The sequence below is a fragment of the Bradyrhizobium sp. ERR14 genome, assembly GCF_014198235.1.
Classification (GTDB): domain Bacteria; phylum Pseudomonadota; class Alphaproteobacteria; order Rhizobiales; family Xanthobacteraceae; genus Bradyrhizobium.
Genome location: NZ_JACIHD010000010.1, coordinates 46,676 through 71,931, shown reverse-complemented (window position 1 = coordinate 71,931; position 25,256 = coordinate 46,676). Strand labels below are relative to the sequence as shown.

Below are 25,256 nucleotides of genomic sequence, written 5' to 3'. Positions count from 1 at the left end.
CGACTGACAGTCGGTAAAATACCGACCGAGGGTCAAAAAGTCAACTGGCCGCCCCTGCCGAATTCGATTAGACGAGACTCATGGCGAAACAGGCGGAGCGGCGGGCGGCGACATCGGAAGCGATCCTGTCGGCGGCGCGCCGCCTGTTCGGGACGCAAGGCTTTGCCGCTACCACCATGGACGAGATCGCGGAAGCAGCCCACGTCGCCAAGGGCGCGGTCTATCATCACTTCAAGACCAAGGAGGCGGTGTTCGAAGCCGTGTTCGACCAGGTCTCGCGCGACCTCGTCGTCGAGATCGATGGCACGGCTCGCGCCGAGAAGGACGTGCTCGCGGCGATGGTCGCCGGCACGCAGCATTATTTCGCGGCGACCGCCAAGGGCCCGACCGGCCAGATCATCCTGCGCGACGGCCCGGCCGTGCTCGGCTGGGAGCGCTGGCGCGAGATCGACGCGCAGCATTTTGGCGGCAAGCTGCCGCGCGCGATTGCGGCGGCGATGGAGGCTGGCCTGATCGCAAAGCAGCCGGTCGAGCCGCTGGCGCGGCTATTGCTCGGCGCGGTGACGGAGGCAGCGGTCGCCTGCGCCGGACGCGCTGATATCGCAAGGGCAGGCGCGGAATATGCCCGTGCGTTCAAGTCGCTGGTCGAGGCGCTGCGCCTGCGGGAATGATTGTGCTAAGCCACGCGGACGGAAACGCCCCAACCAACAAGAAGACTGACAAGACATGACCATAAACTCCTCCCTCGCGCCGTCCGATCCCGAATTCGACTACATCATCGTCGGCGCCGGCTCCGCCGGCTGCGTGCTCGCCAACAGGCTCTCGGCGAACGGCAAGCACAGCGTGCTGCTGCTCGAGGCCGGCCCGAGGGATTCCAACATCTGGATCCACGTGCCGCTCGGCTACGGCAAGCTGTTCAAGGAGAAGTCCGTCAACTGGATGTACCAGACCGAGCCGGAGCCCGAGCTGAAGGGACGCCAGGTGTTCCAGCCGCGCGGCAAGACGCTGGGCGGATCGAGCTCGATCAACGGCCTGCTCTATGTCCGCGGCCAGCACGAGGATTATGACCGCTGGCGCCAGCTCGGCAATACCGGCTGGGGCTACGACGACGTGCTGCCCTATTTCAAGAAGGCCGAGAACCAGTCGCGCGGGGCCGACCAGTATCATGGCAGCGGCGGTCCGCTGCCGGTTTCCAACATGGTCGTGACCGATCCGTTGTCAAAGGCCTTCATCGACGCCGCGGTCGAGACCGGTCTGCCCTACAATCCTGATTTCAACGGCGCCACGCAGGAAGGCGTCGGCCTGTTCCAGACCACGACGCGCAACGGCCGGCGCGCCTCGACTTCGGTGGCCTATCTCGGCCCGGCAAGGACCCGCGGCAATCTCAAGGTGGAAACTGGCGCGCTCGGCCAGCGCGTGCTGTTCGAAGGCCGCCGCGCCGTCGGCGTCGAATATCGGCAAGGCGCAGCTGTGCGCCGGGCCCGCGCGCGAAGAGAGATCGTGCTGTCGAGCGGCGCTACAACTCGCCGCAACTGCTGCAGCTCTCCGGCGTCGGCCCTGGCGATCTCCTGCGCAAGCACGGCATCGATGTCGTGCTGGACGCGCCGGGCGTCGGTCACGACCTCCAGGACCACATGCAGGTCCGCATCGTGATGCGCTGCTCGCAGAAGATCACGCTCAACGACACCGTCAATCATCCGCTCCGCCGCACCATGGCCGGCGCGCGCTATGCGCTGTTTCGCAAGGGATGGCTGACCATTGCGGCCGGCACGGCGGGCGCGTTCTTCAAGACCAGCCCGCGGCTGGCCTCGCCCGACATCCAGGTGCACTTCCTGCCGTTCTCGACCGACAAGATGGGCGAGAAGCTGCACGATTTCTCCGGCTTCACCGCCTCTGTGTGCCAGCTCCGTCCTGAAAGCCGCGGGACCTTGCGCATCCGAAGCGCCGATCCGACGGTGCCGCCGGAGATCCGCATCAACTACATGTCGACCGAGACCGACCGCACCACCAACGTCGAAGGTCTGAAGATCCTGCGCAAGATCTTGAATGCGCCGGCGCTGAAGCCATTCGTTGTCAATGAGTACGATCCCGGGGCGAAGGTATCCACGGACGCCGAGCTGCTGGAATATTGCCGCGAGCGCGGCAGCACCATCTACCATCCGACCTCGACCTGTCGTATGGGCAATGATGCGCTCGCGGTGGTCGACCAGCGGCTGAAGGTGAGGGGGCTCGAAGGCCTTCGCGTCGTCGACGGCTCGGTCATGCCGGACCTCGTATCGGGGAACACCAACGCGCCGATCATCATGATCGCCGAAAAGGCCTCCGACATGATATTGGAGGATGCGCGGTAAATTCGCGTCTTGAGAGGGTTTGGACTTGGCTACTCGATTTCGGATCGGCACACGCAAGAGCACAATGGCGCTGGCACAGACGGAAGAGATCGCGCGCCGCCTGACCGCCGCCGTGCCCGGTCTCGACGTCGAGATCGTCAAGTTCGACACCACGGGCGATCTCGATCAGACCAGCAAGCTCCTGCCGCATGGCGGCAAGGGCGGCGCCTTTGTGGCGCAGATCCGCGCCGCCGTGCTGTCGGGCGAATTGCAGGCGGCGATGCACTCGCTGAAGGACATGCCGGGCAATGAGGACACGCCCGGCCTCGTCATCGGCGCCACGCTGTCCCGCGATCCGCCGAGCGACGCGCTGGTGCTGCGCGACGGCGTGACGCTGGAGGCGCTGCGCCAGTCCCGCGGCAAGGGTTTCAAAATCGGCACCAATGCGGTCCGTCGCGCCGCTTACGCGCGACGCCTGTTTCCGGATGTAGACGTGATCCACTTCCGCGGCGCCGCCGACACGCGCGTGCGAAAGCTCGACAATGGCGAGAAGCAGCGCCTGCCGGATGGCGGCACGGTGGGACCGGCCGATGCGCTGATCATGGCGCGTTCGGGCCTCGACCGCGTCGGCCTCGCCGGCCGCATCGCGTACGAATTCACCGCGGCCGAGATGCTGCCGGCGGCGGGGCAGGGCATCGTCGCGGTCGAATGCGCCGCGCAGGACTGGCAAACGCGGCAGATCCTGTCGTCGATCGACGATCCCGCCGCGCATGCCAGCGCGGACGCCGAGCGCGAGGTGCTCTGGGTGCTGAACGGCCACTGCAATTCGCCGGTGGCGGGCTTCTCGACCATCGCGGGCGATCAGATGTCGCTCACCGCATCCGTGCTCGACCTCTCCGGCAATACCATCATCGAAGCCTCGCGCGCAGGCCCCGCCAATCGCCCGCGCGAGCTCGGCCGTGCCGTGGGTCTGGATCTGCTGACGAAGGGCGCGGCCGAGATCATCGAGCGCAGCCGGCCGCGCTAGGCGGCCGCGATCACGAGATCATGCGGGCGTGCGCCTGTTTTGCCCGACGTGTCAAACGCGGCTGGTGAGTCGGATCTTGCCGGCCCAGCTTTTTCAATGACTTGTCTACTGTGCATGGGGTTGTTTTCGCGTTTTTTGTTTCCGCCCCGTTGGGGGCGGGCGAACTAGCCCCGCACGCGCTTGATCATCTGCTCGACATGGGCGATCGGCGTTTCCGGCTGGATGCCGTGGCCGAGATTGAAGATCAGCCGCCCTTGGGCAAAATTCGCCAGCGTGTTGTCGACCGCGCGGTCGAGCGCGGCGCCGCCCGTGATCAGCACCAGCGGATCGAGATTGCCCTGCACGGCGACCTTGCTTTGCACGCGTTCGCGAATGAAGCCGGGCTCCGCGGTCCAGTCGATGCTGACCGCATTGACGCCGGTCGCCTCGACATAGCCCGGCAATTGCGCACCGGCGCCGCGGGGGAAGCCGATGATCTTCGCATCCGGCACCTTGGCCCGCACGCCCTCCACGATGCGGCGCGTCGGCTCGACCGACCAGCGCGCGAACTCGGCCGGCGGCAGCACGCCGGCCCAGGTGTCGAAGATCTGCAAGGCATTGGCGCCGGCGGCGAGCTGCAACAGCAGATATTGAATCGAGTTCTCGACCAGCACGTCGATGATTTCAGCGAACGCCTCGGGGTGCCGGTAGGCCATCATCCGCGCCGGCGCCTGGTCGGGCGTGCCCTGGCCCGCGACCATGTAGGTCGCCACCGTCCACGGCGCGCCGCAGAAGCCGATCAGCGCGACCTTTTGATCGAGCGTGCCGCGCACGATCCTGAGCGCCTCGAACACCGGCTCGAGCTTGCCGAAGTCGGCGCGCGCGGCGAGCGTTGCGACCTTCGCCGGATCATCCAGCGGATCCAGCCGCGGGCCCTCGCCGACCTCGAACCGCACCGAGCGCCCGAGCGCGTAGGGGATCACGAGGATGTCCGAGAAGATGATCGCCGCATCGAAGCCGAACCTGCGGATCGGTTGCAGCGTCACCTCGGCCGCCAGCTCCGGGTTGAAGCAGAGATCGAGGAAGCCGCCGGCCTTGGCGCGGACCTCGCGATATTCCGGCAGATAGCGGCCGGCCTGCCGCATCATCCACATGGGCGGGATGCTCTGGCGCTGGCCGGAGAGCACGTCGATGAAAGGTTTCGTCGCAGATTGGGGCACGAATGGTCCTGAGCAAGGTTATGGCCTCTGATACACCGCTCCGGCCCTCAGCGGAACAGGGGAACCAGCGCAACAGGGCCGCGTTGATCCAGCCGATGGAGGAGATCATGGCTGAGAGATTCAATCCCGCCCCGCACGACAAGCACGCCGACGATCTGCGTGAAGCGCTCGCCGCCGACCGCAACGCCAAGCTCGATGCCGGGCTGAAAGATACCTTCCCGGCATCTGATCCCGTCAGCGCCGCCCAGCCGACGCCCTCGAAGGCCGATGCGGAAGCCGACAGTCCCTCGCTCTGGGACAAGGTCAAGGCGATCTTCAGCTAGCGGAAGGCGACGCCGGGATTCCGATCGGCTTGCTAATACCTTGTTAGCGATGTGCTGATCGCGGTGTCCGTAGGACTACTGGGAACCGGGGAGATGGCCGCGTATTCCAGTAGTGATTTCAGAGTTCAATAATAGAAGCAGCAGAGTTTCCGACGATCGGAGAATTCTGCCGCATGAGCCTTGCGACCCAAAGAGCCGGATGGAGCCGCCTGCCGCTGCGCGCGGCGGCGTTCGTCGTGCTGACCTGCGCGACCATCCTCGGCGTCAGCGGCTGGCGCGAATGGGCTGCGCGCGACGCGGTGCTCAGGGGTGCCGAGACCGAGATGGCGAACGTCGCCCGCTCGCTGACCCAGCATGCCGAGGACAGCCTCGATCTGTTGGATTCCGGCGTCGTCGGCGTCGTCAGCCGACTCGAGATGGACGGCACTGCACCGGCCACGATCGCCAAACTGCGCACCCTGCTGGAAGTACGCAAAAAGGCCATCGAGCGCGTTCACAGCCTCGCCATCATCGACGACCAGGGCAACTGGCTGACCTCGCCCGGCACGATCGGCTCAACGCTCAGCGACGATGCGTTTTTTCGTTATCATCAGCTCTCCCCGAAACGAGAGCCCTATGTCGGCCGTCCCGTAAAGAGCCTCCTGGACGGCGAATGGGTCGTCACCCTGTCGCGTCGCTTCAACAAGCCCGACGGCAGCTTCGGCGGGGTGGTGCTCGCGACCATCAGCTCAAAATATCTTTCGCATTTCTACGAGCAGTTCGAGATCGGCCGCAACAGCTCGGTGTCGCTCACGCATGGCGATGGCCTGATCATCGCGCGCAACCCCAGCAACGAGACATTCGTCGGACGCAGCGTTTCCGACAAGCCGTTATTCCGCGACGCGAGCCTGCAACGGCCGAGCGGGGCCTACTATTTCAAGTCTCCCCTGGACGGCGCCGAGCGCGTCAGCTTCTTCAAGCGCAGCAGCCGTTTCCCGCTCCTTTTGCTTGCCACAGTCGACAAGGACGAGTTGCTCGCGCCCTGGCGCGCCGCGGCAATCTCCCGCATGCTCTACGTCACCGCGCTGGTGATGCTGATTGCGGTCATCGGCGCCGTGCTGGTGCGACAGTTGCAGCGGGGCCAGCGCATGGCCGCGGCCCTGGTCGAGAAAGAGGCGCATTTCCGCCTGCTCGCCGAAGGCTCCAGCGACATGGTGACCCGCATCGGGCTCGACGAGCGGCTGCGTTATGTCTCGCCCTCGTCTGCGCGCGTCGTCGGCTGGCGCGCCAATCAATTGATCGGCACGCCGGCGCTGGCGGGCATCAATCCGGAGGATCTGCCGGAGGTCCAGGCGATCGTCGACGCCATGAAGCGTGGCGAGCGGGAGGAGGCGCGTCTCACCTACCGCAACTCGCACCGGCAGAACGGTGAAGTCTGGCTGGAATCGACCATGCGGGTGACGCGCAAGGACAATGGCCGCGTCGACGGCGTGGTCGCGATCTCCCGCGACATCACCGAGCACAAGAAGCTGGAAACCAGGCTCGAGACGCTCGCGATCGAGGACAGCCTCACCGGCCTTGCCAATCGCCGCCGCTTCGACGAGCGGCTGAAAGAGGAATGGGCGCGCGCCTATCGCGACCGCTCGAGCCTTGCTTTGCTGATGATCGATGTGGATCACTTCAAGGCCTATAACGACGAATACGGCCATCCCGCGGGCGATGCCTGCCTGCGTCTGGTCGCAAAGATCATCGCGGCCGAGACGCAACGCGCGGGCGATCTGGCGGCGCGCTATGGCGGCGAGGAATTCGCCATGCTGCTGCCGAACACCGATGCCGCCGGCTGCGCCCTTTTCGGCGAACGGATCCGCAGCGCCATCCACGAGGCCGGCCTCGTCCATGCGACCAATCCGGAGTCCGGATGTGTCACCGCCTCGGTCGGCGGTGCGACCTGTCGGCCGGCGCTGGAGCGCACGGCGGGCGTGGCCTCGCTGGTTGAGGCCGCCGACCGGGCGCTCTACGCCGCCAAGGATGCAGGCCGCGATCGCCTGGTGATGTCCGGCGAGCTCATGAACCTGCTGCCCAAGGCCTCCGGCCAGTAAGATGGCTCAATAATGCGGCGGAGGCTCGTTGGTGGGCCCAGGCGCATTGGCCTCGGCCTCCTGCAGCCGCTCGCCGAGCTCTGCGATCTTCCGGGTCAGCAGATCGATCTGCTTCCACTGCGCGGTGATGGTCTGGTTCAACGTCTCGATCGTGTCGTCCTGGTAGGCGAGGCGCGTTTCAAGCGTGTCGACGCGCTCCCTCAGCGTCTTGATCTCATTCGTCACGCGTCGCATCCTTGTTTCGTTCGCGCAAACCGGATTCTTGCAAGCGAGATTCTTGCAGACCATGGCCGAGCGCGACGCGCTCGTCGAACACGAAGCACTCCCCACGCCAGCGGCTCTGCGCCTCCGGCACCTCTTCCAGATATTTGAGGATGCCGCCCTTGAGGTGATAGACCTCGGTAAAGCCGCGCGCGAGCAGGTGCGCGCTCGCCTTCTCGCAGCGGATGCCGCCGGTGCAGAACATCGCGATCCTGCGGTGCTTTGCCGGATCAAGCTCGACGGCGGCAAAATCCTTGAACTGGCCAAAGCTCCTGATGCCGGGATCGACGGCGCCTTCGAACGTTCCCATCGCCACCTCGAAGGCGTTGCGGGTGTCGAGCAGCAGCATGTCGGGCGCGGAGATCAGCGCGTTCCATTCGCTCGCATCGACATAGGTGCCGACCTGGCGGGTCGGATCGGCAGCCGTATCGCCAAGCGTGACGATCTCCTTCTTCAGCCGCACTTTGAGCCGCCCGAACGGCATCGCTTCGGCGGCCGAGAATTTCAATTCGAGATTGTTCAGCCTGCCGCCGAACATGTCGCCGTTCGCCAGCTCATGGGCAAGAGCGTCGATCGCCGCCGGCGCACCGGCGAGCGTGCCGTTGATGCCCTCCTGCGCCAGCAGCACGCTGCCCTTCAGCTTAAGGCCGGCGCAGAACGCGCGCAGCGGCTCGCGCAGCTCGCGGTAATCCGGGAGGGCGGCGAATTGGTAGAAGGCGGCGACCTTGATCGAATCCGGATCAGACATGGCGGTTCGTTTAGCAGGCGCGTGCGGCCCGGAAAACCCGCATGGCCGCCGGCCTCGAAAGGTCTATTCGCCCAGCGGATGGCAGCCATTTCCCTGGTATGCCAGCATTGCCGAAAGCTGCCGGAATGTGTCATGTAACCCCGGTTTTTCCGAGATGGCGCGCCATCCGCGCCACGGGCCCAAGAGAGCAAGAATTCGATGAGAAACTTTCATTTCCCAGGCAGGTCCACGGTCCACGCCACCAACGCGATGGTGGCGACCTCGCATCCGCAGGCCTCGCTCGCCGCGATCGAGGTGTTGCGCGAAGGGGGCACCGCGGTGGATGCGGCCGTTGCGGGCTCGGCCCTGCTTGGCGTGATCGAGCCGCAATCGACCGGCATCGGCGGCGACTGCTTTGCGCTGATCCAGCCGCGCGGCGAGGGCAAGATCATCGCCTATAACGGCTCCGGCCGTGCCCCGAAGGCGGCCAACGCCGACTGGTACCTGGAGCGCAAGATCAACTCGGTGCCGCTGACCTCGGCGCATGCGGTCTCGATTCCCGGCGTGGTCGATGCGTTCGCGACCGTCCTGCGCGACCATGGCAAGTTCGGCTTCGACCGGCTGCTCCGGCCCGCGATCAAGGCGGCCGAGGAAGGCTACGTCGTCGCCCCCCGCATCGCCTTCGACTGGAAGAACCAGTTCGAGAAGCTGAAGGGCGGTACCAACACCGTGCGTTACCTGTTGCCGGGCGGCAAGCCGCCGGTGGCCGGCGACGTCATCCGCCAGGCCGAGCTCGGCAAGACGCTGCGCGCGATCGCCAAGGACGGCCGCGACGCCTTCTACAAGGGCTCGATTGCCGAAGACATGGTCGAGACCCTCAGGGGCATCGGCGGCCTGCACACGCTCGACGATTTCGCCGCGCACACCACCGAGACGACGACGCCGATCGGCACCATGTACAAGGGCTACGACGTCTGGCAGTGCCCGCCGAACGGACCCGGCCTAACCATGCTGCTGATGCTGAATATCCTGTCGCGGTTCGACCTGACGAAATACGCGCCGCTCAGCATCGAGCGTTTCCATCTCGAGGCGGAGGCCGCGCGCATCGCCTACATGCACCGCGAGCTGCATGTCGCCGATCCCGACCACATGCAGGTCGAGGTCGCCAGGATCCTCGCCAAGGAATTCTGCGACGAGCACATCGCCAAGATCCGCATGGACGGCATGCTCGACCTGCCGAACGTCGCACCGCCGATGAATCCGTCGACGATCTACATCACCGTCGTGGACAAGGATCGCAACGTCTGCTCGTTCATCAATTCGATCGCGCATTCCTTCGGCTCGGCGATCGTCTCGAACAAGACCGGCGTCCTGTTCCAGAACCGCGCCGGCGGCTTCCGCATCCAGCCGGGCCATCCCAACTGCATCGCCGGCGGCAAGCGGCCGCTGCACACGATCATGCCGAGCCTGCTCACCAAGGGCGGCCGCTCCGTGATGCCGTTCGCGGTGATGGGCGGGCAGTACCAGCCGGTCGGCCAGACCCGCGTCGTGACCAACATCCTCGACTATGGCTGCGACGTGCAGGAGGCGATCGACATGCCGCGCGGCCTGCACTACGAGGGCCAGTATCAGCTCGAGGACAGCGTGCCGGCTGCGATCGTCGAGGGCCTGAAGAAGCTCGGCCACAAGACCACCAGCGTGGTCGGCCCGCTCGGCGGCGCGCAGGCGATCTGGATCGACTGGGACAAGGGCACGCTCACCGGCGGCTCCGATCCGCGCAAGGACGGCTGCGCGCTCGGCTATTGAGCGCTGCCGCGCGGGGTTCCGCGCGCAAGATCAGGAAAAGTTGACGAAGGGCGGCGCGGCATTTGCTGCGTCGCCCTTTCTCGTTCGGAACAGAGTTCATCGCTTCCGGTTAAGGGGCGATGAGCGGTGCAGGGCGTGCGCTGCTTTGCAGATAAGCGGCGGAGGCCTCGATGTCCGACACATCAAGTTCCAAACGATCAGCATTCGATCGGCTCGCCTTCATGGCCGGCGCGGCTGGCAGTGCGCTCGTCCCGATCACAGCGCGCGCGGCCACAGAGGAAGCCAAAGCCCCAGCTGCACAGGACCCCTCACTTCCTGTCGAGGTCACGCTGCACGTCAACGGCAAGGACAAGCGCCTGCGCATCGACGCGCGCACCACGGTGCTCGATGCGCTGCGCGATCACCTCAAGCTCACCGGCAGCAAGAAAGGCTGCGACCACGGCCAGTGCGGCGCCTGCACAGTGCTGATCGACGATCGGCGGGTGGTGTCATGCCTGACGCTGGCGCTCGCGGCGGAAGGGCAGGAGATCACGACGATCGAGGGGCTGGCGACCGACGATCGCCTGCACCCGATGCAGCAGGCCTTCGTCGACAACGATGCGTTCCAGTGCGGCTATTGCACGCCCGGCCAGATCATGTCCGCCGTAGCCTGCGTCAAGGAGGGACATGCCGGGAACGAGGCCGATATCCGGGAATACATGAGCGGCAACATCTGCCGTTGCGCGGCCTATCCCAACATCGTCGCGGCGGTGAAGCAGGCCGCGCCCGAGATCATGAAAGGCTAGGCGCATGCGACCCTTCTCGTATCAGCGGGCAACAGACCCTGACATGGCCGTGCAGGCGCTGAGCGCCGCCGCAGCAGCCAACCATCCGTTGTCGCAGGCGATAGCCCAGCCGCTTGCGGGCGGCACCACGCTGATCGATCTGATGAAGCTGGACGTGATGCGGCCCGCCGCGATCGTCGATATCAATCCGCTCGCGCACGGCTGGTCGGCAATCGAGCCTCGGGACGACGGATTACGTCTCGGCGCGCTCGCAAAGATGTCCGACGTGGCGGCCCATGCCGAGATCCAGCGCAATTATCCGGTGATCGCCAATTCCCTGAAGCTCGCCGCCAGCGCCCAGCTCCGCAACATGGCAACGCTCGGCGGCAACGTGATGCAGCGGACGCGTTGCAGTTATTTTCGCGACGTCTCCTACGAGAATTGCAACAAGCGCAATCCCGGCTCCGGCTGCGCCGCCATGGACGGCGTCAACCGGATGCATGCCGTGCTCGGCACGTCCGATCAGTGCATTGCGACTTATCCCGGCGATTTCGCGCAGGCGTTGATCGCTCTCGATGCCGTGGTCGAGATCACGGGCAGGGCCGGCACGCGCAGCATACCGTTCGCGGAGCTGCACAAGGCGCCGGGCAACTCCCCGGACATCGAGACCACGCTTCAGCCCGGCGAGCTGATTTCGGCCTTCTCGATCCAGGGACGCTGGCCGCGCTCGGTGTATCTCAAGGCGCGCGACCGGCAATCCTATGAGTTCGCACTGTCCTCGGCTGCGATCGCGCTCGACGTGCAGGACGGCACGATCCGGGATGTGCGCGTCGGGCTCGGCGGCGTCGCCACCATGCCCTGGCGGGCGCGCGAGGCGGAGGCGCTGCTGAAGGGACAAAAGTTCGACGAAGCTCTGGCGCAACGCGTCGCTGATGCCGCTTTTGCAGACGCCCGCGGCCGCCGGCACAACAGCTTCAAGATCGCGCTCGGCAAGCGCGTGGTGGTGCGCGCGCTCCAGCAGGCCGTAACGATGGAGATCTGATCATGACCGCTGCAGCTCCCTCGCCCAAGGCGAATATGGGCCAGCCCGTGCCGCGCTATGATGCGGCTGCAAAGGTGACGGGACGGGCGACCTACGCCTCCGACATGCCGCTGGACAATCCGGCCTATGCATTCCTGGTCACCAGTGCGATTGCCAAGGGGCGCATCGACCATTTCGATCTCGATGACGCCAAGGGCGTCCGCGGCGTGATCGAGATCGTCACGCACGAGAACGCCCCGAAGCTGAAGGAGTCGAAGCTGTTCAGCAATGGCGGCTATGCCGGGACCACGATCCAGCCGCTGAAGTCGGCCGACATCGCCCATGACGGCCAGATCATCGCTGTCATTGTCGCGGAGAGTTACGAGGCCGCGCGCGAAGCCGCCAATCGTGTCAAGGTCAGCTACACCGCCACCGCGCCCAGCGCGAGCTTCGACTCGCCGGGAACGACCACGGCCGCCGCCAAGGGCCAGAACGCGCAGTTCAAGGAAGACCCCGCGGTCGGCGATTTCGCCAAGGCATTCGATGCGGCCGAGGTCAAGCTGACCGCCGCCTACGACACGCCGACGCAGCACCACAATCCGATGGAGCTGTTTTCGACGAGCTGCGCCTGGATGGGCGACAATCTCGTCATCTACGAAGGCAGCCAATTCGTCTATGGCTTGAAGAACGGCGTCGCCGAGCAGCTCGGCATCGACGCCGACAAGGTGCGCGTGGTCAACCCCTATGTCGGCGGCGGCTTTGGTTCGCGCGGTTCGATGACGCCGCGGACCGCCATCATCGCCGGCATCGCCAAGCGCCTGGGCCGCCCGATCAAGCTGGTCCCGACCCGCGATCAGGGTTTCACCATTACGACCCACCGTGCCGAGACGCGCCAGGAGATCAAGCTTGGCGCAAACCGGGATGGCAAGCTGCTGGCTTTGAGGCATGAGGGCGCCGAGGTCTCCTCGCGCGCCGACGCCTATTGCGTCGGCGGCACCAAGACGACGACGCGGCTCTATGCCTGCCCGAACGTCGACAGCCTGGTGTCGATCGTGCGTGCCGACCGCAACACGCCGGGCTTCATGCGCTCGCCGCCGGAGGTGCCGTATCTGTTTGCGCTGGAGAGCGCGATGGACGAGCTCGCGGTCAAGCTGAACATGGATCCGGTCGAGCTTCGGCGCATCAACGACACCACCAACGAGCCGATCGGCGGCAAGCCCTACACCTCGCGCTCGCTGATGGCGTGCTTCGACGAGGCCGCCAAGGCCTTCGGCTGGGCGCAGCGCTCGCCGCAGCCGAAATCGATGTCGGAAGGCGACTGGCTGATCGGCTATGGCTGTGCCGCAACCTGCTATCCGACGCAGATGGGACCGTCGGCCGCGCGCGTGCGCCTTCAGCGCGACGGCCGGACCCGGGTCGAGATCGCCGGCCACGAGATCGGCACCGGCGCCTATACGGTCATCGCCCAGACCGCGGCCGAGCGCCTCGGCGTGCCCCTCGAGAAGGTCGCGGTCTTCATGGGCGACAGCGATCTGCCGCCGGCGCCGGTTGCCGGCGGCTCGAACTCGACCGCGAGCACCTGCTCGGCGGTGATGATGGTGTGCGATCAGATTCGCCAGCGCCTGTTCAAGGCCGCGATGCCGGCTCAAAGCCTGACCGACCGGGCCAAGGAGACCGTGGGTCTTGGCCAGACGCCGGCCACGCAAGCGGCGAAGGGCGATCGTCCGCTGGACATCGAGAAGGCCTTCGATGCGCTCGGTGTCGGCGTCGTCGAGGAATATGGCGAGTGGAAGCCGGAAGGCGCGCCGCTGGATTCCTTCCGCGCCATGCACAACGGGCAGGTTCGGCTCGTTGGTGGACACGCCATGAAAGACCAGATCGCCTATGCGTTCGGCGCCGAGTTCGTCGAGGTCCGTGTCAATCGCTTCACCCACGAAATCCGCTGTCCTCGCCTCGTCGGTGCGTTTGCGGCTGGCAGGATCATGAATCCGCGCACAGCGCGCAGCCAGCTGATGGGCGGACTGATCTGGGGCATGTCCTCGGCACTGCTCGAGGCCACCGAAATCGACGAGCGCAATGCGCGCTACGTCAACGACAATCTAGCCGACTACCTCGTGCCCGTGAATGCGGACGTCGCCGGCGTCGAGGTCGTTTTGCTCTCCGAGCAGGATGACCGCATCAATCCGGTCGGCGTGAAGGGCCTCGGCGAGCTCGCCAATGTCGGCACCAATGCCGCGATCTGCAACGCGATCCACCATGCCACCGGCCAGCGCATCCGCAAGCTCCCGGTTCGGCTGGAAAATATCGAGGTGTGAGGGGTGGAAACCGCACCCGCGTTGCGCTAGACACCTTCCGCCTCAAACGGAAGGTGCCTTATGCAGCGTTTCCAGCGCGCGCTCCTCACCCTGATGTCGGCACTCGCGATCACGGTGATCGCGGGCGTGTCGCATTTCGTTTCCACCACGGCCTCGGCCCAGACCGCAGGAAAGACCATGACCACAGCTTCAGGCTTGCAGATCATCGATTCCACCGTCGGCACCGGTGCCTCGCCGCAGCCCGGCCAGATCTGCGTGATGCACTATACCGGCTGGCTCTACGAGAACGGTCAGAAGGGCAAGAAATTCGATAGCTCCGTCGATCGCAAGGAGCCGTTCGAATTCCCGATCGGCAAGGGCCGTGTCATCGCCGGCTGGGACGAGGGCGTGGCCTCGATGAAGGTCGGCGGCAAGCGCACGCTGATCATCCCGCCGCAGCTCGGCTACGGCGCCCGCGGCGCCGGCGGCGTGATCCCGCCGAATGCGACGCTGATGTTCGACGTGGAATTGCTGGCGGTGAAATAACTGACGTCTCCACGTCGTCATGGCCGCGCTTGTCGCGGGCATCCACGTTCTTTCTTCGTGCTGCTAAGACGTGGATGGCCGGGTCAAGCCCGGCCATGACGGAGATAATCGACACGAACAAAAAGACCGGCCTTTCGGCCGGTCTTTTCGCGTTCAGTCCTGCGCGCGCTATTCCGTCGCGCGCTTTGCCCCGGCCGCCGCGCGATCGATCGCGTCCTTTGCGGCGTCCTTGGCATCGCCCATGGCCTGCTGGCCCTTGCCCTTCACTTCCTGGACCACGCCTTCGCCCTTCATGCGTTCGGAACCGGTGGCTTCGCCGATGCCCTGCTTGGCCTTGCCGATCGCTTCGTTGGCGTTACCCTTGATCTTGTCGGTCGTGCTACCCATGAAACTCTCCATCCATTTTGCTCGCAAAGACAACGTCCCGCAGCTACGAGGGTTCCGATTTTGGCATGGCTCGCGAGTGCGGCTTCGGGTTAGGTTGCCGCGCACGGAACCAACAGAAAGCAAGTCCCATGACCGGCCATGACCATTCGCATTCCCACCATGACCACGATCACGACGATCGCTGGAAACATGACGGCGTGCGCGTCATTCCCGGCAACCAGCTCGATACCAACGTGCCGTCGACGGCAGGCATGGACCGCGCGGCCGCGATCAATTTCGCGCGCGTCGGCGCCCAGAAATTGTGGGCCGGCACCGTCAGCATCAAGCCGGATGCCAAGACCGGTGCACACCACCACGGCCATCTCGAAAGCGTCATCTATGTCGTGAAGGGCAAGGCGCGGATGCGCTGGGGCGAGAGCCTGCAATTCACCGCCGAGGCCGGCCCCGGCGATTTCATCTTCGTGCCGCCTTACGTGCCGCATCAGGAGATCAACGCCAGCCCGGACGAGGTGCTGGAATGCGTGCTGGTGCGCAGTGACGGCGAGGCGGTGGCGATCAACCTCGACATCGAGCCGGTCGAGAAGCCCGAGACCGTGCTGTGGGTCGACCCTATCCACCGGGATCCGAACGAGAAGAAGTAAGACCGCCCTGCCGTGGGAGGCGCGATCGTCTCCGGGGGAAAAAATATTCGGAAGCCGTGTCGGGTGGGCCCCCGGCAGTCCGTCCTTGGGCAGAACCCGCCCAAGGAGCTTCCGATGCCCAGGATGATCTTCCTCAATCTTCCCGTGACCGACCTCAAACGTGCGACCGCCTTCTATGAGGCGGTCGGCGCGACCCGGAACCCGCAATTCAGCGATGACACGGCGAGCTGCATGGTCTTTTCCGAGGCCATCTACGTGATGCTGGCGACCCACGACAAATTCCGCCAGTTCACGCCGAAGCCGATCGCAGATGCCAAGACCTCGAACCAGGCGCTGTTCTGCCTGTCCGCCGACACCCGCGACGAGGTCGACGCGATTGTCGGCAAGGCAGAGGCGGCGGGCGGGGTGGCCGATCCCAGCCCGAAGGACGAATACAGCTTCATGTACGGCCGCAGCTTCGAGGATCCGGATGGCCACATGTGGGGTGTGAACTGGCTGGACATGGCGGCTGTCCCTCCGCAGCCCGCCATGGCGAATGCCTGATCGCAGTCCGTCGAACGCTAAACCAACGAGGAGCATTCACGATGTCCAAGGTCGTACCCTGCATGTGGTTCAACGGCGATGCAGAGGAAGCCGCAAAGTTCTACGTTTCGCTCGTGCCGAATTCGGCGATCACGCACGTTCAGCGCAATGTTTCGGACGGCCCCTCCGGCAAGGAAGGCTCCGTGCTTGTCGTCGAGTTCACGGTCGCCGGTCAGCCGCTGGTCGCGCTCAATGGCGGGATGAAGATGGAATATACCCACGCCATCTCGCTGATGATCCATTGCGACGACCAGGCCCAGGTCGACAGCGTCTGGAATGCGTTCCTCGCCGATGGCGGCAAGGAAGAGCAATGCGGCTGGCTCCGGGATCGTTGGGGCGTGGCCTGGCAGGTCGTGCCGAAGGTGATATTCGAATTCCTGTCGAGCCCGGACAGGGCAGCGGCCGCGCGCGCGATGCAGGCGATGATGAAGATGGTGAAGCTGGATGTCGACGCGCTGCGCCGCGCGTTCGAGGGCAAGTCGGCGGCGTGACGACGACACAGGTGCCGTAGGGTGGGCAAAGGCGCTCTTGCGCCGTGCCCACGATCCGTCTCCAGTTGAGAGAGGTGGTGGGCACGCTTCGCTTTGCCCACCCTACGAAGCTGCCTCAGTAATTGATCCGCAGCCCCACGCCGCCGTGGATGGTGTTGCCGACCGGCTGCGGACCCAGAGTGCCGTTGGCGAAGAGGTCTACGACCCAGCCCTTCTGCACGCGGAAGCCGAGCCGGCCGCCATATTCGAACCAGCCCTGGTTGCCCATGGTCGGCACCACCACGCCGTCGCCCGTCACGGTGGCGACGATTCCGCTGTGGCTCGCAAACGACTGCACCCAGCCGCCATTGATGTTGGTCTCGACGTTGCTGCCGAACAGATGCGTCCACTGGCCGCCGATCTTGACCAGGCTGGTGCGGTCGGTGCCGGTCGCGATGGTGGCGTCGAACGGGTTGAAGGCCACGGCATTGTCGCTATAGCCGGACACGCGCTGCCAGAGCTGCCAGACCTCGATCGAAGCTGCGACCTCGTCGCGCGGCGACACGCGGCTCATCCAGCCGGCGCGGCCGTAGACCGCATAGTTCGAAGCGTTGGTCGAGCTCGTCACGCTCACCGGACCGAGGCTGGTATTGTAGCTGCGGGTGTAGCGCGCCTTCTCCCACGGCGTCAGGATCGTTCCGACGTCGAAGAACGGACGCGACGAGCCCCAATCGGTGAAGTCGTAGCGGAGCGCAAAGGCGCCGATCGGCGCGCTCGTGATCTTGTAGCCGCCCTCGTTGTAGTGCGTGTAGGCGATGCCGGCGAGCAGCGACAGATTGTTGGTGAGCTCCTTGCGGCCGTGGATGCCGGCCGAGAACGAGCCGGCCGAGCCGAACGCGCTGATGCAGTCGCTGCAATTGATCTGCTCGTTGACGCCGAGCAGGACCGTGCCGAGCACCCGGTTGGTGATCATCTGGTTGAAGCGCTGGCCCGCGAGGCCGCCGATCGAATTGCCGCTGGAATCGGCGCCGGTCGGTGTCGGGCTCGGCGACGGATATGGACTCGGCGACGGCGAAGGATAGGGGCTCGGCGAAGGGGAGGGTGAGGGTGAGGGCGAATATGTCGGCGTCGGAGACGGTGAATAGGTCGGGTAGGGCGTCGGCTCGCCGCATCCGATTTCGCAGGTCGCTTGAGCTACGGCGGGACGAATGTCGAGCGCGACAAATGCCAGTGCAGCGGCCGCGGTCAGCAGGCCGGCGAGGGCGAAGAGCCGAAAGTTGAATTCCGCCATCGTCAGCGCCCGCACAGCATGCCGTCGTCCTGGACGGAGGGCGTGATGGTCGGCGAGGCGCCGGCATACTGGTTCACCGCGCATAGCCCGGCACTTGCGGCGCAGTTGGCGGCGAAGGTCCAGGGCGGCGTGTTGGTCCTGGTGATGCTGACCTTGCCGCCGGTCGATGTGATGATTGCGGTGTCGCCCGGCTGGGTGAGCTGCACGCATTGTGAGCTCGTCGTGCAGACGCTGGCCGCGCCGTCCTGAAGCACGACGACAGAGCGTCCCCGCTGCGAGAGGATGTCGAGCGTGGTGCCCCGCACGCCGATGGTCGCAAGCGGCGTCGTGATCTTGTAGGCGGTCTTCTCGGAATGTCCGGTGACGAAACGGAATGCGCCTGTTGTCATGCGGATCGCGACGTCGCGATAGCTGTGCTCGTCGTTGAAGACGGTGCGGTCGAGCTTGAGCGTGGCGCTGGGGCCGAGCGACAAATTGGTGCTGTCGGCCATCACGAAGCGCGCGGCACTGTCGGCCCCGGTGCGCACGGTCTCGTCGCGCAGCATGCTGTCGCCGACAGAGATCGGCGTGGTGGCCGCGGCCACGCGGACCACTTCGTTCTGGATCACGACGGCTTCGCCGACGCGCGTCTGCGCCAGCGCAGCGGGCGCCGCGCACAATGCGGCCGACAACAGGGCGGGAAAAAGCCAGAAACGCAAATTCATTTCACAACCGATCGATGTGCCCCTGATCGTACCGGATCGCGCGCGCTTCTGATGTGGCGAAATTATCACAAGCGGCGCGGGACGTGCGTTATGCTTAGTGACAGCCGCGGCGGAATGCGTTCAATGAAAACCGCGATCCTTATTTTTGTCCGCGGTGACGCAAATTTGCCACGCAAAGCATCCCCACAGCAGCTGCTTGAACGGTCTGCAGTTCCGAGATTGTCGCGAAGCGCAGTGATTGCTGTCGCTATTTTCCTAGCTGCCCATCTCGCGCTGCTGATCGGACTGACGACGCCGGAGAAGTTCGTCTTCGATGAGGTGCACTACGTGCCGGCGGCGCGGCAGATGCTGGCACCGGCGATGTCGCAGCCGATGCTCAATCCGATGCATCCGCCGCTGGCCAAGGAGCTGATCGCGGCCTCGATCGCGGCCTTCGGCGACAACGCGCTCGGCTGGCGCTATCCTGCGACATTGTTCGGCGCACTCGCCATCGTCGCGATTTATCTGTGCGGCCTCGCGCTGTTCTCCGCGCAAGGGCCGGCGATCGCCGCAGCGCTGATCGCGGCCTTCAACCAGATGCTCTACGTGCAGGCGCGCATCGCGATGCTCGACATCTTTGCGCTCGGCTTCGGTCTGCTCGCGACCGTCGCCTTCATGCATGGCTTTCGCAGGGAGCGACCGCATGCACTGTTTGCATTCGCGGGCGCTCTATTCGGTCTTGCCGCAGCCTGCAAATGGAGCGGCCTGTTTCCGCTCGGCGTCTGCATCCTCATCGTCGCGGTGATCCGCCTGATGCAGGGCTGGCGTACGCTGTTCGCCGACGCGAAGCCGGACGACTGGTATCGGCCGGACCTCTGGCCCGGCTTGAGGCTGCACCACGTCGCGCTCTGCTTCGCCGTCTTGCCAGGCGTGGCCTATCTGGCGGCTTTCGTTCCGCTCTACGGCGTATCGTTGCCGGATCTGATCGAGGCGCAGCGCCGGATTTTCGCCGACAACACCACGACCGCGATCGCCGGGCACACCTATATGAGCGCATGGCCATCCTGGCCGCTGCTCGCGCGCCCGGTGTGGTTCCTGTTCGACAAGACGGGGGAGGACAACGTCTCCGCAATCGTCTTGCTCGGCAATCCGCTGGTGTTGTGGCCGGCTCTGCTCGCACTCGCGCTCGTGCTGCGCGATTTCATCGTGCTGCGCCGGTGGGATGCGTTCCTGATCGCGGCGTTCTATTTCGGTCCCTGGCTTGCATGGGCATTGCTGCCGCGTACGCTCGGGTTCATCTACTACTATATGCCGGCCGCCACCGCGGCGTCGCTGGCGCTGGTCTATGTGCTGCGCCGGGACGGCCTGCCGCGCTGGCTGCTGTGGGCCTATGTCGGTGTCGCCGCGATCGGCTTTGCGGTCATGCTGCCGATCTCTGCGGCCTTCATCGGCACGTCGATGCTGAGCTTCGGCCGGCTGATGCTGTTCCAGAGCTGGATATGACATCGCCGCCTGCCGGGGCGGCAGGCGGCGTATGGATCAGTTAGAGATCACTTCGATGCGGTCTTGGTGTCCATGTTCACGACCTGGACGCGGCGGTTGACCGGGTCGGCACCGTTGGCAGTGTCCTTCAGCTTGGTCTCGCCGTAGCCGACGGTGACCAGATCGGTGGCGTTGAGGCCGTAGTTCTGCACCAGGTACTTCTTGATGGTGTCGGCGCGCCGTTCGGAGAGGCCCTGATTGTACTCTTCGCCGCCGGTCGCATCGGTGTGGCCGGCGACCACGAAGGTCGAGCCCTTGAGCGCCGGATCGGACAGGGCTTTGCCGAGCGCCTGCACCGAGGTCATCGAGGTCTTGGCGATATCGGCCGAGTTGTAGTCGAACTGAATCTCCAGGTCGATCTTCGGCTTGGTCGCGGCGAGTTCGGCGATCTGCTCGCGCTCGCCCGTCGAGAGCGACCGGGTCGAGCGGTTGCGTACCGTATTCAGGAATGTCGATTCCTTGGCCTGCACCGCCGGATCGGTCTGCGGACCGGCGGACAGGCCGCGGGTCGCCGGCTTCGGCTTCAGTGCATCCAGGATCTGGCCTGTGGAGACATTGTTGTCACCGGCCAAAGCCAGGCCCGCCGTCATCGACAGCGCGGCGGAGAGAGTTATCGCCTTCAGTCCAAAGAACTTATCAAAACGGGTCATTGTCGTATCCTCGTTGTTACGCCTGATAGCGATTTGATGCTGCGAGCATAGGGCGGGTTCAAAAGCCCTGATGTGATCTTGGTCACTGTGGCGACAGCGCTCTCAGGCTCATTTTCGGGTGTTTCTCCGCGTCCCGGGCGGTGAACCGGCGCGTTTCGCGGCTGCTCCGCGGGTGGGGCCGATGGTCCCAATAGCAGTGGTCGCATCCTCCGCCGCGTGGGTTCAAACGGCGGCAATCCCCCGTGTGATTGAAATCACGCTGCGAGCAGGCTCATTCCTTCCGTGCCGGTGGGGAGGTGCTGGCTAAAGGTTCCGGCGCTGGCGAGGGCCGGCAGGCGTGCGGGAAACCTTTGCACACCGATCGTCGCAAAGCCGTCGCCGCACGGCCCGGCCGCGAACAAGAAATCGGCCAGATGCGCGCCTAGCAGGATTTGCCCCCGACAATTGCCGAATGAAGGAGCCGAGTTCCGTCCAGTGCCGAGGCCAAGTGACTATCAGCGTGACTACTTCAATCGCAGCGGCCCGCCGGATCGAACAGTGTCCCTGAGCTCAATGCCCATCTATATCGGTGCGGCCATGATCGCGGTGGCGATCCTGCTGTCGACCCTGATCACGGGGCTGACCTCCCGCTATGTCGGGCTCGAAGCGCCGACCGAGGAGAACGTGTGGCTGGTCGACCGCCTCACCGGCAGCGTCTATCGCTGCCAGGCGGAGGGGCGCGGCAAGGCCATGTGCGAGCCGGATGTCGCCACCGGAAGCCTCGGGGACCGGCCCAAGACCCCGAAGGATGGCCGCTAGGCCCTCCGCCTTCGCACCGCAGCAAGAAAATTGTCTTCTCCGCGAAACGTCAGCGCGAGAGAATACGTAATTGCGAAGGCCGGCATGACGCCGGTTTTGTTTTACGGAGGAGACTTTTCGATGAAGATCTTGCTCACGTTTGCGGCCTTTGTCGCGTTCACCCTTTCGCTGTCCCCCGCGTCCGCCGCGATGATGGCGTGCACCAAGGACAACATGATGAAGTCCGCAGCCATGATGGGCGGTACGCCCGACACGCCGGCCAAGATGGCGGCGAACAAGGAAATGGCCATGGCCAACACGGACATGAGCAACGGCAAGATGAAGAGCGCCTGCATGCACTACATGAAGTCGCAGAAGGCGATGACGATGAAGTAGGCGCGAGGCGCCCCGCATCCGGCCGCGCTGTCAGCAGATGGCAGCGCGGTTTTTTTGACTGCTGCCTCGAGGTCTTCTTTTTCTTCTTCTTTTTCTTGGCGCGAATCCCGCTACATTCCTCCCCGCAATGTCACGCGCGCCCAAACCGCTCCACCTCACCACGACACGGGCCCGGCAGATCTGGCTGCATGCCCAGCGGCTGGATGAGCGCGCCCCGTTCGGCGAGGGAGCGCGGGCCGTCGCGGACGCGGTCGCTCATCTCGGCTATGTGCAGATCGACACCATCAACGTGATCGAGCGCTGCCATCACCACATCCTGTTCAGCCGTATCCCGTCCTATCGCCGCGCCGATCTGCGCCACGCCCAGAGCGTCGACAGAAGCGTGTTCGAGTATTGGACGCACGCGCTTTCCTACGTACCCGCCGGCGACTTCCGCTTCTTCCTGCCGGCGATGCGTGAGCATCGCCGCGAAGGGCACAAGTGGTTCGCCTCGGTGAAGCCCGCCGACACGCGCAAGGTGATGCGGCTGGTGCGCGCCGGGCCGCTGACGATCCGCGATATCGAGGACGACGTGCTCACCGAGAAGGAGCATCTGTGGCAGAGCCGCAAGCCCTCGAAGCGGGCCTTGCAGCTCGCCTTCTATACCGGCGCCGTGACCATCAGCGAGCGGCAGGGCATGCTCAAGACCTATGAGCTGATGACGCGGCATTTCGGCTGGGACACGCTGCCGAGGCCAGCCTCAGCCAGGGAGATTACGACCTATCTGCTCGATCGCGCGCTGCGGTCGCAGGGCGTGGTGAGTCTGGATTCGATCTGCCATCTCGACGCGCCGCGCAAGAAGGCGGTGGCCGGCCTGATCGCCTCCCGCGTCCGCCGCGGCGAGCTCGTGCCTGTTGCGATCGACGGCGCCGGCAAGCAGGAGCATTGGGCGGCGCCGGCCGCGCTGGAGGTGAACGGCGAGGCGGTCCCGCCTGATCTCGTCCACATCCTCTCGCCGTTTGATCCCCTGATCATCCAGCGCAAACGCACCAGTCTCATCTTCGGCTACAACCACCTGTTCGAGGCCTATGTGCCGAAGGCCAAACGCAAGCTCGGCTATTTTGCGCTACCTGTACTGGTCGGCGACGAGATCATCGCCGCACTTGATCTGAAGACCGACCGGCAGGCGAAGAAGCTGCTGATGCAGAAATGGACCTGGGTCGGGCAGGGCAAGAAGACGGTGGGGCGCAAGGAGCTCAAGCGCGTGATCGAGGAGGAGCTTGATCGCTTCGAGCGGTTTCAATTGGCGGAGTGAAGGCTGATTGCCATGGCGTCGGTCTCGTAGGGTGGGCAAAGCGTAGCGTGCCCACCTCTGCCTATTTGATGAGAAGACGTGGGCACGGCGCTAGGGCGCCTTTGCCCACCCTACGAGAGCGTGCGTCGTGGCGAGCCGATCGATCCAGACGCCGAACGCAATCCCAACCGCATACGCCACCAGATTCCACAGCGAGAAGATGCGCCCGAGCAGCAGTGCGCCGGCCGTGGTCAGCCGGAACGCATCGAGCCACGGCGTATGCACCAGTCGGGAAAATTCGACCACCACCGCGATGACCACGGCGATCGCCGCAATCTGAGTCCGGGTGAGCCGGGGCAGCAAAACCCCGACCAGCAGAAACACCATCGTCGCCCACAACAGCGAGCCGCCATACTTCACGACGAAGGCGGGCAGGCCGAGCGGAAAGCCGTACCAGCGCAGCGACAGCCCGCAGACGATTACCGCGAGCGCGAGGGCGGCGCGGATCAGCGATGTCCGTAACAGCGCAACAGGTTTATCCGGCTGCGTCCCGTGCATTGCTCGCTCCATTGACTCTTCGCCCGCGATGCTGAAAACCGCAACCAGCCCATAAAAGCAACAACCCTGGGGGAAGCCATGAGCCAGACCACGACCTATGCCGGTTCCGCCGGCGGCGCCAAGGATTTCAACAAGTCGGAAATCGAGACCTCGACGATCCGCGCTATCTCCTGGCGCCTGATTCCGTTCCTGGTGCTGGCCTACTTCTTCTCCTATCTCGACCGCGTCAATCTCGGCTTCGCTGCGCTGACCATGAATGCGGAGCTGAAGTTCACGCCGCTGATCTTTTCCTGGGGTGCCGGCATCTTCTTCTTCGGCTATTTCATCTTCGAGGTCCCGAGCAATCTCGCGCTGGAGAAGTTCGGCGCCAGCCGCTGGATCGCCCGCATCATGGTGACCTGGGGCATCATCTCCGCTCTGATGGCGCTCGTCAGCGGCGTCACGAGCTTCTATGTCCTGCGCTTCCTGCTCGGCGTCGCCGAGGCCGGCTTCTTCCCCGGCATCATCCTGTATCTCACCTATTGGTATCCGGCCGAATATCGCGCCCGTTTCCTTGCGGCCTTCGCCATCGCGGTGCCGGTGTCGACCGTGATCGGTGCGCCGATTTCGGGCCTGTTGCTCGGGCTCGACGGTGCGATGGGCCTCAAGGGCTGGCAGTGGCTCTTCATCATCGAGGGCATCCCCTCGGTGCTGCTCGGCATCGTCACCTGGTTCTATCTCACCGACAAGCCGGAGAAAGCGGATTGGCTGTCGACCGAGCAGAAGGCGTGGCTGAAGGCGAAGCTCGATTCGGAAATCGCCGCCAAGCAGGCGGTGAAGCATTTCTCGCTCGGCGAGGCGCTGTCCTCGCCCAAGGTGATCGCGCTCAGCCTGATCTATTTCGGCTTCGTCGGCGCGCTTTATGGCATGCAGTTCTGGCTGCCGCAGATCGTCAAGGCGTTCGGGTTGACCAACGCGCAGACCGGCTTCGTCACCGCGATCCCGTATCTGTTCGGCACCATCGCCATGATCCTGTGGGCGCGTCACTCCGATGCGACGCGCGAGCGCGTGAAGCATGTCGGCGCGCCGCTGCTGCTCACCGCCGTCGCGCTCGCCGTTTCCTCCTATCTCACGGATCCCACCATGACGATGGTATTGCTGACGGTTGCCGCGATCGGCGTGTTCTGCTGCTTCGGTGTGTTCTGGACGCTGCCGACCGCCTGGCTCTCCGGCACCGCGGCCGCCGGCGCCATCGCCCTGATCAACTCGATCGGCAACCTCGCCGGCTTCGGCGGGCCCTATTTGATCGGCTGGGTCAAGGAAGCCACCGGCCAGACCTCGACCGGCCTGCTGGTGCTCGCAGTGCTGCCCCTGATCGCCGGCATCCTGGTGTTCGTCGGTGGCCACGACAGCAAGCATGAGTTCGCCGGGCAGGGGCGGTAAGCCGAGTGACCAGTCTCGTAGGGTGGGCAAAGCGAAAGCGTGCCCACCAAACCGTTATTGTGATCCTCAACTGAGAGATCGTGGGCACGGCGCTGACGCGCCTTTGCCTACCCTACAGAATCTGGGCTGAGGACCGCTCCGCTCCATCGGGCTCAAGTCTGCCGTCTAACCCCACGATTGGTACACCGAACAGCAGTTTCCCGGTTCC

General features: G+C 64.9%; 25 protein-coding genes and 1 pseudogene. 18 read left to right on the top strand and 8 right to left on the bottom strand.

Annotated elements, in window-relative coordinates:
* Positions 1 to 80 precede the first annotated feature (80 nt).
* From GGD62_RS25665 to hemC, 3 genes and pseudogenes are all read left to right on the top strand, one after another.
* A complete protein-coding gene (locus GGD62_RS25665; RefSeq protein WP_092261595.1) occupies positions 81 to 671 on the top strand; it encodes a TetR/AcrR family transcriptional regulator in 591 nt (196 codons plus the stop codon).
* Between the two features lie 55 nt (positions 672 to 726).
* A pseudogene (locus GGD62_RS25660) lies at positions 727 to 2,351 on the top strand (GMC family oxidoreductase).
* Positions 2,352 to 2,376: 25 nt separating this feature from the next.
* Entirely contained in the window at positions 2,377 to 3,357 is a 981-nt protein-coding gene (gene hemC / locus GGD62_RS25655; protein ID WP_183237601.1) for a hydroxymethylbilane synthase, read from the top strand.
* A 164-nt stretch (positions 3,358 to 3,521) separates the two neighbouring features.
* Here the strand turns inward: hemC and hemE are convergent, their stop codons facing one another.
* Entirely contained in the window at positions 3,522 to 4,556 is a 1,035-nt protein-coding gene (hemE, locus tag GGD62_RS25650; RefSeq protein ID WP_183710858.1) for a uroporphyrinogen decarboxylase, read from the bottom strand.
* A 107-nt stretch (positions 4,557 to 4,663) separates the two neighbouring features.
* Between hemE and GGD62_RS25645 the strand changes: the two genes are divergently transcribed.
* Positions 4,664 to 4,879, top strand: coding sequence for a hypothetical protein (locus tag GGD62_RS25645; RefSeq protein WP_179737086.1), 216 nt, complete (start codon positions 4,664 to 4,666; stop codon positions 4,877 to 4,879).
* A 173-nt stretch (positions 4,880 to 5,052) separates the two neighbouring features.
* Positions 5,053 to 6,957 (top strand): diguanylate cyclase, encoded by a 1,905-nt coding sequence (locus GGD62_RS25640; protein ID WP_183710856.1) that lies wholly within the window; start codon positions 5,053 to 5,055, stop codon positions 6,955 to 6,957.
* A 6-nt stretch (positions 6,958 to 6,963) separates the two neighbouring features.
* Here GGD62_RS25640 and GGD62_RS25635 read toward each other — a convergent pair whose 3' ends face one another.
* Together GGD62_RS25635 and GGD62_RS25630 are read right to left on the bottom strand one after the other, a co-directional pair.
* On the bottom strand, positions 6,964 to 7,182 hold the full coding sequence (locus tag GGD62_RS25635) for a SlyX family protein (RefSeq protein ID WP_183710855.1): 219 nt from the start codon (positions 7,180 to 7,182) through the stop codon (positions 6,964 to 6,966).
* Positions 7,172 to 7,966: a rhodanese-related sulfurtransferase gene (locus GGD62_RS25630; protein ID WP_183710854.1), complete on the bottom strand. Its 795-nt coding sequence runs from the start codon at positions 7,964 to 7,966 to the stop codon at positions 7,172 to 7,174. The genes GGD62_RS25635 and GGD62_RS25630 overlap by 11 nt, the downstream gene beginning before the upstream one ends.
* Positions 7,967 to 8,164: 198 nt before the next feature.
* Between GGD62_RS25630 and ggt the strand changes: the two genes are divergently transcribed.
* The 5 genes from ggt (at position 8,165) to GGD62_RS25605 (ending at position 14,376) form a co-directional block, all read left to right on the top strand.
* Positions 8,165 to 9,751 (top strand): gamma-glutamyltransferase, encoded by a 1,587-nt coding sequence (gene ggt, locus GGD62_RS25625; protein ID WP_183710853.1) that lies wholly within the window; start codon positions 8,165 to 8,167, stop codon positions 9,749 to 9,751.
* Between the two features lie 170 nt (positions 9,752 to 9,921).
* Positions 9,922 to 10,536, top strand: a complete 615-nt coding sequence (locus tag GGD62_RS25620) for a (2Fe-2S)-binding protein (RefSeq protein WP_210317926.1) — start codon at positions 9,922 to 9,924, stop codon at positions 10,534 to 10,536.
* A gap of 4 nt (positions 10,537 to 10,540) precedes the next feature.
* Positions 10,541 to 11,557: a xanthine dehydrogenase family protein subunit M gene (locus GGD62_RS25615; RefSeq protein ID WP_183710852.1), complete on the top strand. Its 1,017-nt coding sequence runs from the start codon at positions 10,541 to 10,543 to the stop codon at positions 11,555 to 11,557.
* Positions 11,558 to 11,559: 2 nt separating this feature from the next.
* Complete coding sequence (locus GGD62_RS25610; RefSeq protein ID WP_183710851.1) at positions 11,560 to 13,851, top strand: xanthine dehydrogenase family protein molybdopterin-binding subunit; 2,292 nt, start codon at positions 11,560 to 11,562, stop codon at positions 13,849 to 13,851.
* Between the two features lie 60 nt (positions 13,852 to 13,911).
* Positions 13,912 to 14,376 carry an FKBP-type peptidyl-prolyl cis-trans isomerase gene (locus GGD62_RS25605; protein WP_018323238.1) on the top strand — a complete coding sequence of 155 codons (465 nt, stop codon included), beginning with the start codon at positions 13,912 to 13,914 and terminating at the stop codon, positions 14,374 to 14,376.
* Between the two features lie 168 nt (positions 14,377 to 14,544).
* Here GGD62_RS25605 and GGD62_RS25600 read toward each other — a convergent pair whose 3' ends face one another.
* Positions 14,545 to 14,763, bottom strand: coding sequence for a CsbD family protein (locus tag GGD62_RS25600; RefSeq protein WP_026202894.1), 219 nt, complete (start codon positions 14,761 to 14,763; stop codon positions 14,545 to 14,547).
* A gap of 128 nt (positions 14,764 to 14,891) precedes the next feature.
* Between GGD62_RS25600 and GGD62_RS25595 the strand changes: the two genes are divergently transcribed.
* From GGD62_RS25595 to GGD62_RS25585, 3 genes are all read left to right on the top strand, one after another.
* The gene (locus GGD62_RS25595; protein ID WP_007606929.1) at positions 14,892 to 15,404 is read left to right on the top strand and encodes a cupin domain-containing protein; all 513 of its coding nucleotides are present in this window, start codon (positions 14,892 to 14,894) and stop codon (positions 15,402 to 15,404) included.
* A gap of 114 nt (positions 15,405 to 15,518) precedes the next feature.
* Positions 15,519 to 15,947 (top strand): VOC family protein, encoded by a 429-nt coding sequence (locus GGD62_RS25590; protein WP_018323240.1) that lies wholly within the window; start codon positions 15,519 to 15,521, stop codon positions 15,945 to 15,947.
* Positions 15,948 to 15,988: 41 nt separating this feature from the next.
* Positions 15,989 to 16,477 carry a VOC family protein gene (locus tag GGD62_RS25585; RefSeq protein ID WP_018323241.1) on the top strand — a complete coding sequence of 163 codons (489 nt, stop codon included), beginning with the start codon at positions 15,989 to 15,991 and terminating at the stop codon, positions 16,475 to 16,477.
* Between the two features lie 115 nt (positions 16,478 to 16,592).
* Here GGD62_RS25585 and GGD62_RS25580 read toward each other — a convergent pair whose 3' ends face one another.
* Both GGD62_RS25580 and GGD62_RS25575 read right to left on the bottom strand, forming a co-directional pair.
* The gene (locus tag GGD62_RS25580; RefSeq protein WP_183710850.1) at positions 16,593 to 17,747 is read right to left on the bottom strand and encodes a hypothetical protein; all 1,155 of its coding nucleotides are present in this window, start codon (positions 17,745 to 17,747) and stop codon (positions 16,593 to 16,595) included.
* Positions 17,748 to 17,749: 2 nt separating this feature from the next.
* Positions 17,750 to 18,451, bottom strand: a complete 702-nt coding sequence (locus GGD62_RS25575; RefSeq protein WP_183237612.1) for a FecR domain-containing protein — start codon at positions 18,449 to 18,451, stop codon at positions 17,750 to 17,752.
* 51 nt (positions 18,452 to 18,502) lie between these two features.
* Between GGD62_RS25575 and GGD62_RS25570 the strand changes: the two genes are divergently transcribed.
* Positions 18,503 to 19,933 carry a phospholipid carrier-dependent glycosyltransferase gene (locus tag GGD62_RS25570; RefSeq protein WP_183710848.1) on the top strand — a complete coding sequence of 477 codons (1,431 nt, stop codon included), beginning with the start codon at positions 18,503 to 18,505 and terminating at the stop codon, positions 19,931 to 19,933.
* Between the two features lie 47 nt (positions 19,934 to 19,980).
* Here the strand turns inward: GGD62_RS25570 and GGD62_RS25565 are convergent, their stop codons facing one another.
* On the bottom strand, positions 19,981 to 20,622 hold the full coding sequence (locus GGD62_RS25565; RefSeq protein WP_092261581.1) for an OmpA family protein: 642 nt from the start codon (positions 20,620 to 20,622) through the stop codon (positions 19,981 to 19,983).
* A 552-nt stretch (positions 20,623 to 21,174) separates the two neighbouring features.
* Here GGD62_RS25565 and GGD62_RS25560 point away from each other — a divergent pair.
* The 3 genes from GGD62_RS25560 (at position 21,175) to GGD62_RS25550 (ending at position 23,089) form a co-directional block, all read left to right on the top strand.
* Positions 21,175 to 21,420, top strand: coding sequence for a hypothetical protein (locus tag GGD62_RS25560; RefSeq protein WP_183710845.1), 246 nt, complete (start codon positions 21,175 to 21,177; stop codon positions 21,418 to 21,420).
* 120 nt (positions 21,421 to 21,540) lie between these two features.
* Entirely contained in the window at positions 21,541 to 21,795 is a 255-nt protein-coding gene (locus GGD62_RS25555) for a hypothetical protein (RefSeq protein ID WP_026202897.1), read from the top strand.
* Positions 21,796 to 21,922: 127 nt separating this feature from the next.
* Complete coding sequence (locus tag GGD62_RS25550; RefSeq protein ID WP_183710843.1) at positions 21,923 to 23,089, top strand: winged helix-turn-helix domain-containing protein; 1,167 nt, start codon at positions 21,923 to 21,925, stop codon at positions 23,087 to 23,089.
* Between the two features lie 90 nt (positions 23,090 to 23,179).
* Here the strand turns inward: GGD62_RS25550 and GGD62_RS25545 are convergent, their stop codons facing one another.
* Positions 23,180 to 23,626 (bottom strand): DUF2809 domain-containing protein, encoded by a 447-nt coding sequence (locus tag GGD62_RS25545; protein ID WP_183710841.1) that lies wholly within the window; start codon positions 23,624 to 23,626, stop codon positions 23,180 to 23,182.
* A 78-nt stretch (positions 23,627 to 23,704) separates the two neighbouring features.
* Between GGD62_RS25545 and GGD62_RS25540 the strand changes: the two genes are divergently transcribed.
* Positions 23,705 to 25,048, top strand: coding sequence for an MFS transporter (locus tag GGD62_RS25540; RefSeq protein WP_179737125.1), 1,344 nt, complete (start codon positions 23,705 to 23,707; stop codon positions 25,046 to 25,048).
* Positions 25,049 to 25,256: the final 208 nt, after the last annotated feature.